This is a genomic window from Pseudomonas edaphica (genome assembly GCF_005863185.1).
GTDB lineage: Bacteria > Pseudomonadota > Gammaproteobacteria > Pseudomonadales > Pseudomonadaceae > Aquipseudomonas > Aquipseudomonas edaphica.
The window spans coordinates 1-6980 of record NZ_VBVZ01000326.1 but is presented as its reverse complement, the minus strand read 5'-3'; the positions used below and the strand labels follow the sequence as shown (position 1 = coordinate 6980).

Sequence of the window (6980 nt, the reverse complement as noted above, 5' to 3'; positions counted from 1 at the left end):
CTTCCAGGTCGTACACGATGCCAATGGCATTGGCGCCGCGCTCAAAGCATGCGTCGCCTTTGACAGCCGCGTGCGCATTGCCAGAGTGTCCGGCTATGCGTTGAGCGAACGAGGTGCCCACACCTTGCAGCTCTCGTCACGCATCCACCTCTATGACCCGTGGTTCAGTCGCCTGATGTTGCACTCCTGCAATCCGAACGTGTTTTTCGATGCCACGTACCTGGAAGTCTGGACCGTGCAACCCATTGCGCCCGGCACCTTGCTGACGATGGATTACGCCACCACCGAAGATGCGCTGTTCCGGCAGTTCGCTTGCCAATGCGGCGAGCTGAACTGCCGGGGCTGGATCACCGGCGCCAAGGAGCCATTGAGCGCCGAAGGCCAGGCGTTCATGACCCACTGGCGCCTGCGCAAACGGCCTTAGGCTTCGCCCAATGGGCGCAGGCGATATTGCGGCGGCAGTTGCTCGAATCCACTGATGGTGGTGTTCAAGCTCTTCCAGCGGCCATCCTTGATGCCGTAGATGCAGCCGTGAATCGACAGGCTCTGCCCGCGGTGCCAGGCGTTTTGCACAATGCTGGTGTGGCCGACGTTGGCGACTTGCTGAATCACGTTCAGCTCGCACATGCGGTCCACCCGCTCCTCCTCGGTGGACAGTTGGGCCAGCACCTCGCGGTTTTCGTAATAAAGGTCGCGAATAGTGCGCAGCCAGCCGTCGATCAGGCCGAACTGGCGGTCCTGCATCGAAGCGCGCACGCCGCCGCAGCCGTAGTGGCCGGTGACGAGGATGTGTTTGACCTTGAGCACGTCCACCGCGTACTGGATCACCGACAGGCAATTGAGGTCGGTGTGCAGCACCACGTTGGCCACGTTGCGGTGCACAAACAGGTCGCCGGGCAGCATGCCGACGATTTCGTTGGCCGGTACACGGGCGTCGGAGCAGCCGATCCACAGGTATTCCGGGGTTTGCTGGCGGGCGAGCTTGGCGAAGAATTCGGGATCTTCCTGTTTGATCGCATCCGCCCAGCGTTCGTTGTTATCAAGCAGGTCTTGTAGTTCGTTCATCAGGGAAAGCCTCAGGAATGATGCGCAGCTTTGTGACAGACAACCGCTCGTCCGGGTCACGCCCGGGCGCAATTAGCTTGAATCTTTGGGGCGCCGTGCCTGTCCACACACTATAAGCCCCACAGTATGAGGATTGGCCATGACTGAATCACGACGTCCCTACGGCGCTACACAGCCCGAACCGATTGATGACAACGAAGACCGCATGGGCGAGATGCGCGAGCTGGATTTTGACGAGCAAGAGCCGACCGCAGAAATCGGTGATGAGCTGCCGCGCCGCGAGCGCGAACACCTGCTGCCCGACGAACGGGTACGTGAAGCCGGCATGACCGGGGCTTCGACCGATGATCATGAGCCCACGGATGATGACATGAGCCCGGAAACGCTGATCCATGAGGATGGCGCCCGGGATGCTCGTGAGGCCGGTGATGATAATCCGGCGGATTATGACCTGAGCATTGTGGATGAGGACGAGATTGGCGGTGGCAATGGCCTGGACGAGGCGGAACTGGCAGATATTGACCCGATAGACGGTAACCGCTGACACAACACAGTTGAGCCTGTGAATACTTCCCCTGTGGGAGCCGGGCTTGCCCGCGATGCAGGCGCCTCGGTGTTTCAGCCAGACCGAGGTGATGCTATCGCAGGCAAGCCAGCTCCCACAGGGGCCGGCTTGCACATCGGGTTTATGTCTTAGTCGACCAGCGTACAAGCCATTACGACGGCATCCTCGCGCCCACCCACGGCCGGGTAGTAATCGCGGCGACGGCCGATTTCGTTGAAGCCGTAGCGCTCATACAAGCGAAACGCGCCAGTATTGCTGTCGCGCACTTCCAGGAAGCACTCCCGCGCACTGGCGGCATAAGCGCGCGACATCAGGTGTTCCAGCAACGCCAACCCCAGGCCACGGCCCTGGTTTTCCGGTTTGACGGTGATATTCAGCAAGTGCGCTTCATCGAGGATGATCTGCACCACACCGTGGCCCACCTGCTGCTCACCTTCAAACATCAGCCAGATCTGGTACTTGCCCAGCCCATCAAGAAAAATCCCACGGGTCCAGGGATGGCTGAACGCCGCGTATTCAATCTTCAGTACGGCGTCGAGGTCCGCCTCGGTCATCGGGCGGAACGATAAAGCTTCACTCATCGGTACTTTTCCAGCGCGCCATCAGCCGGCGCATGGCTTGCCAGACATCAGCCTTACGCTGTGGCTCTTCCATTAATAATTCCAGGCCCGGCAAGGCCCATACCGAGCCCAGGCCTTCGACCTGCAGCTCGCGATACCAGGCTTCGGCATTCGCCTCACCGGCAAAACGCACGGCGGGCAGGCCGATCAGCCACAGGCACACGCAGGGTTCGTCTTCCAGGCGCGCCGAGACAAAACCCTGGACAAAATCCCGTGCAGCGTCCGGGCCCTGGTCCATGTTGCCGCGCACCAGCAGCGGCCAGCGCACGGGGTCGCCGACGATTTGCGGGCTGTCGGGCAGGCCGGCGGCGCGCAGCATGTCTTTTAGCAGCATGTAGGCCGGGTCGCGGGTCTGAAAACGTTCGCCGGTGGGCAGTTCCACCAACAGCAGGCAACGCCCGGCCCGCAGTAATTGCAGGGCGAAACGTGGCGGTGGCACCACTGCTGCCTTGGCCACCGGCGCTGGCGTTTCGGCCGCCACGGGCTTGGCCACGGGTGACGGGCGCGGCACTTCAACTTTCACGCGTTCGACAGCGGGGCGAGCCTCTGGCGTGGGTTTGACCACCGCCACCGGCGCAGCAGCCTCCTCGCCCGACACCTCGAACGCCTCATAAGGCTCAAGCGCCTGCAGCAGCTCGGGCCGCGATGGGGCGGCAAACGGCAGTTCGGTGCGGGGCAGCCAGTTGACCACCTGCATGGCAGTCAAGTAAGCGCGACGTCGGGACTCGATAAGCACAGCTCGGCCACTTGTGGATAACTAAAGAGCGGGGATTCTACCGCTGTTCGGTAACAATCGCCCACTGCGCACTGACCGGCTGTGGATAAATCCCGCGCCTGATGCAGTACAATCGCGACTTTTATTCGCCAACCAGCCGGCCATTCCGATGATCGAACCCAAGCGCGTCTTGCGCGCCCTCGCCGAACACTGGGCCCTGCTTGAGCCACTGTGCGAACACTTCGACCAAGGCACCTTGAGCCTGGGCGAGCTGCGCGCACAACTGGCGGCCCAACAACTGGACAGCACGCCACAGGACATCACCAGCCTGTTGGACGTGTGGATTCGCCTGGATATCCTGGTGCCTGTCGCCAAGAGCCCGAACCGTTTCGAGCTCAATGCACAGATCCACGACTTCCTCGCCTATCTTCGCAAGGAGCACCGGCTTGGCCTGTGCCTGGAAATCGAAGCCTACCTGCGTCACCTTGAGCGTCTGGCCGGTTACATCCAGGACGCCTTTGACATCCGTGATGGCCACGACCTGGCCCGCCAACTGCGCTTGCTGGACATGCGTGTGCGGGACGTGCTGAAAAAACTCGCCAACGACGAACAAGCCCTGGCGGCCGTGGCCGACCGCGCCAAGACCAGCGACCGGCAAATCCCGTTGCGCCAGCGTTACGCCGAGGTACTGGCGACCTGGGACGAATACGTCGAACCCATGATCCAACTGGTGAACGCCGACGGCGCCTTCGAGCAAGGCGTGCGCAAGGTCGAGAATGTGCTGCTGCGCATGCTTACCGAGCAGCAACGCCTCGGCCATCTGGTCGACGACGATATGCTGCTGCGTACTCACGCGCGCATCCTCGAAATGCAAACCAGCGCCCAGCTCACCTTGCGCCATGCCCGCGAACTGCTGCTGCCGCTGCGCGAAGAAGCGCGCCGCCACAACGCCGTGACCCGTGGCGCGGCGCTGGCCTTGTCGGCCATTCGCCGTAAAGGCCTGGACGCGGTGCCGCAAGCGGCGATGCCGATGTTTACCCGGCCGCAAAGTACCTTCCTGGGCAGTGCCAGCCAGGTCGAAGCGTACGTGTATGCCCTGGCCAATTTCGAGCCGAAACCGGCGCGTTTCCCCAAGGCGCACAAATCCCACAAGGGCGAAGCCCAGCGTGCGCCGCGCACGGTCAAGGAAATGCTCGAGCGCTGCGAAGACGCGCTACCGATGCCGGACCTGATGACCTGGCTGCTGGAGCAGGAACCGGACGGCGCCACCGATGAATTGCTGTACTGGTTCTCACGACTCTCGCGCGAAAAACGCTTCAAGCGCGAACGCCTGGAACGCCGCGATTACCACACACACGAGCACCAGGTCAGCCTGCGCTCATTCGCCCTGCTCCCGGCTGGCACCGATGCCACCGAGAATTCTGCGAGCACGCCTTATGCATCTTGATCTATCCGAACTGTCCCAACTGGCACCGATCTTTCGCGAGCTGTTCAAGGGTTACCACGTCAGCCGCCGCGACCCGGAGCTGTACGCACAACTGTCGAACTTCCAGGACCAGTACCGCACACTGTTCAAGGCCCTGGGCTTTGAGCTGGTGTGTGACACACGCGGTTTCTACTACTTCGTGCCGGACACTGCCGTGGCTGCGGCGCAGGTCAACAAGACCGCGCAACGTCTGGCGCTGTTCACCTTCATCATCGTCGAGCACTTGGCCGACCAGGGCCGCGACCCGGTCGCCGTGCTCGATGGCGGCAGCCTGGGCCGCGATGAGTTGCCGTCGTTGCTGGAAAAATACCGCGACCTGTTTATCCAGGCCGAAGTGCAGACCCAGGAAGAGCTCGAAGAAAAGATCATGCGCCGCATGACCCAACTGGGTTTTGCCAGCGAAGACAACGGCATCTATCGCTTCCTGCCGCCGATGCACCGCTTTCTTGATGTGTGCCTGTCCGTGCAGCAGGACCGTGACCTGGCCGCCAGCGTGCACAGTGTGTTGCCATTGCCGGCGCCGGTAATCATCGATGAAGACAGCGATGAAAAACTGCTGAAAACCGATGACCCGCTGGACCTCAGCGACTTCGCAGAAGAAAGCGAAGAAGACGCCCTGGCCCGCGCCATTGCCGAAGAACAGGAGACCGACGCATGAGTAAGGAACGTTACGGCATCCGCCGCTTCGCCCTATTGAACACCGCGGGTTACAGCCTGGGCTTGTTCCCGCTGGAGGAACCGTTGTCGGTGTACGGCGCGAATAACCTGGGTAAATCTGCGTCGATCAACGCCTTGCAGTTCCCGATCCTGGCGCGTATGTCGGACATGAGTTTCGGCAAGTACACCCTGGAACAATCGCGGCGCTTCTACTTTGCCACCGACACCAGCTACATCCTCGTGGAAGTCTCGCTGCCCCACGGCCCGCACGTAATCGGCGTGGTCGGGCGCGGCCCGGGCGGTGGTTTCGGTCACCAGTTCTTTGCCTATGCCGGCAAGCTGGACTTGGCCCACTACCAGAAGAACGACACCTGCCTGCGTCAAAAAGAGCTGTTCACCAACCTTGAGCGCGAAGGCCTTAAAGCCTACGAACTCAAACCGGATGAACTGCGCCGTTTGCTGGTCGGTGGCCACACGTCAATCCCACTGGACCTGACCCTGATTCCGCTGCGTTCCACCAGCGAACAGAGCCTGAAGACCTTCCGCGCGCTGTTTATCAACCTGCTGCACATGCGCGAAATCACCGCGGCCAAGCTCAAGCAATTGTTCCTGGATGCGTTCGAACACAGCCTGCGTTCCGGCAGCGTGGACTACATCGCTGCGTGCGAAGAAGCCTTCCGTGATGTAAGGCGCATGGAGCAGGACTACAACTCGCTGGTGGCTGCCGGGCCGTTGGTTGAAGCGCTCGCCAATGGCGTGCGCTTGCGCGATGTATTGCGCGGCAAATTGCATCGCCTGTCGCCCTTGCTGGATTCGTTGCTCGGCACCTGGTCAGACTACGCCAGTGCGCGCAAGGAAGAGCTGACCATCCAGGCCGAGCACTACCGTAACGAGCAGGACGCGCTGCAAAACGATCAGCGTGGCGGTACCCAGGAGCTGATGCGCCTGGAGCGCGAGATCAGTGGCATCCAGCGTTGGTTGGGCGAGCTGTCGGTGCTTAAGCATCGCTTTGCGCTGGTGGATGACGTCAAGGTGCTGGAGCAGCAACTGTTGGCGGCCAAGGATGCCCACGATGAATTGGCGGGCGCCCTGGCGCAATCCCGTCAGTTCAGCGCTGAGGACCTGGATGAGCGCTTGCGTGACCTGGAGAAACGCCTGAAGTCGGTCAAGCAACAGCTCGACCATGCCGACAACAACAGTTACGCCAAACTGCGTGAAGAATTCTCACAACAGGACGTCGAGCGTCTGATGCGCCTGTTCAACAGTTCGTTGTTCAGTTTGCCGCTGGGCGAGCATGGCATCACGCTGGATGAGGATGGCCAGTGGGTTAAATCCCTGGAGCAGATCCTTGATGGCTTCAAGGGTGAAAAATTTGAAGTGCCGGGGCTGTCGATCGACATCTCCCATATTGAGCCACCGGCCTTGCAGGCGCTGGCCGATCGCGCGGCGTTGCGCGACCAGAAAGAGCGCCTGGAAAAAGAACTCAAGCAGCTCAAGACGCAGCAGGCCGTAGCCTCTGACCGTGCGGCGAGCAAGACCCAGACCGAAGCCCTGTACCAGCAAGTGCTGGATGCGCAGAAGGCGCTGGAAGACTTCCGTCGCGCGCAAACCCTGAGCGCGGAAGAAGGCGAGAAGCTCGAAAACCTGGCGCAGATGGAAGCCGCGCAAGATGAGTTGAAGCGCTCCAGTGATGCCTTCACCGAGCGTGTCCAGCAGTTGTCGGCCAAGCTGCAACTGGTCGGCCGTCAGATCGGCGATATGGAAGCCAAGCAACGCACGCTGGATGACGCCCTGCGCCGCCGTCAGTTGTTGCCGGCCGACTTGCCGTTCGGCACACCGTTCATGGACCCGGTCGACGACTCGATGGACAAC

8 protein-coding genes are annotated in these 6980 nt (G+C 61.3%); 5 read left to right on the top strand and 3 right to left on the bottom strand.

What is annotated here, in order from left to right; translation table 11 throughout:
• Window positions 1-424, top strand: a 424-nt coding sequence (locus tag FEM54_RS20220; RefSeq protein ID WP_138452654.1) for an SET domain-containing protein-lysine N-methyltransferase, incomplete at its 5' end; no start/stop codon positions are given.
• Here the strand turns inward: FEM54_RS20220 and can are convergent.
• Window positions 421-1065, bottom strand: coding sequence for a carbonate dehydratase (gene can, locus FEM54_RS20215; RefSeq protein WP_099549196.1), 645 nt, complete (start codon window positions 1063-1065; stop codon window positions 421-423). The genes FEM54_RS20220 and can overlap by 4 nt on opposite strands.
• 139 nt (window positions 1066-1204) lie before the next feature.
• Here can and FEM54_RS20210 point away from each other — a divergent pair, with 139 nt between their 5' ends.
• Window positions 1205-1609, top strand: a complete 405-nt coding sequence (locus FEM54_RS20210; protein ID WP_138452653.1) for a serine kinase/phosphatase — start codon at window positions 1205-1207, stop codon at window positions 1607-1609.
• Between the two features lie 149 nt (window positions 1610-1758).
• Here the strand turns inward: FEM54_RS20210 and rimI are convergent, their stop codons facing one another.
• On the bottom strand, window positions 1759-2211 hold the full coding sequence (rimI, locus tag FEM54_RS20200; RefSeq protein ID WP_005784514.1) for a ribosomal protein S18-alanine N-acetyltransferase: 453 nt from the start codon (window positions 2209-2211) through the stop codon (window positions 1759-1761).
• Window positions 2204-2947, bottom strand: a complete 744-nt coding sequence (locus FEM54_RS20195) for a hypothetical protein (protein ID WP_026013484.1) — start codon at window positions 2945-2947, stop codon at window positions 2204-2206. Before FEM54_RS20195 ends, rimI begins: the two co-directional genes overlap by 8 nt.
• A gap of 187 nt (window positions 2948-3134) precedes the next feature.
• Here FEM54_RS20195 and mksB point away from each other — a divergent pair, with 187 nt between their 5' ends.
• The 3 genes from mksB to FEM54_RS20180 all read left to right on the top strand — a co-directional run.
• Window positions 3135-4412, top strand: coding sequence for an Mks condensin complex protein MksB (gene mksB, locus FEM54_RS20190; RefSeq protein WP_017134535.1), 1278 nt, complete (start codon window positions 3135-3137; stop codon window positions 4410-4412).
• Window positions 4402-5109 (top strand): Mks condensin complex protein MksE, encoded by a 708-nt coding sequence (gene mksE / locus FEM54_RS20185; RefSeq protein WP_017134536.1) that lies wholly within the window; start codon window positions 4402-4404, stop codon window positions 5107-5109. The genes mksB and mksE overlap by 11 nt, the downstream gene beginning before the upstream one ends.
• On the top strand, window positions 5106-6980 hold a 1875-nt coding region (locus FEM54_RS20180), incomplete at its 3' end, for a coiled-coil domain-containing protein (RefSeq protein WP_138452651.1). The genes mksE and FEM54_RS20180, both read left to right, overlap by 4 nt.

Coding starts and splice junctions, on each gene's coding strand:
- mksB (WP_017134535.1), top strand. CDS start 3,135: ATGATCGAACCCAAGCGCGTCTTGCGCGCCCTCGCCGAACACTGGGCC.
- FEM54_RS20210 (WP_138452653.1), top strand. CDS start 1,205: ATGACTGAATCACGACGTCCCTACGGCGCTACACAGCCCGAACCGATT.
- rimI (WP_005784514.1), bottom strand. CDS start 2,211: ATGAGTGAAGCTTTATCGTTCCGCCCGATGACCGAGGCGGACCTCGAC.
- FEM54_RS20195 (WP_026013484.1), bottom strand. CDS start 2,947: ATGCAGGTGGTCAACTGGCTGCCCCGCACCGAACTGCCGTTTGCCGCC.
- mksE (WP_017134536.1), top strand. CDS start 4,402: ATGCATCTTGATCTATCCGAACTGTCCCAACTGGCACCGATCTTTCGC.
- can (WP_099549196.1), bottom strand. CDS start 1,065: ATGAACGAACTACAAGACCTGCTTGATAACAACGAACGCTGGGCGGAT.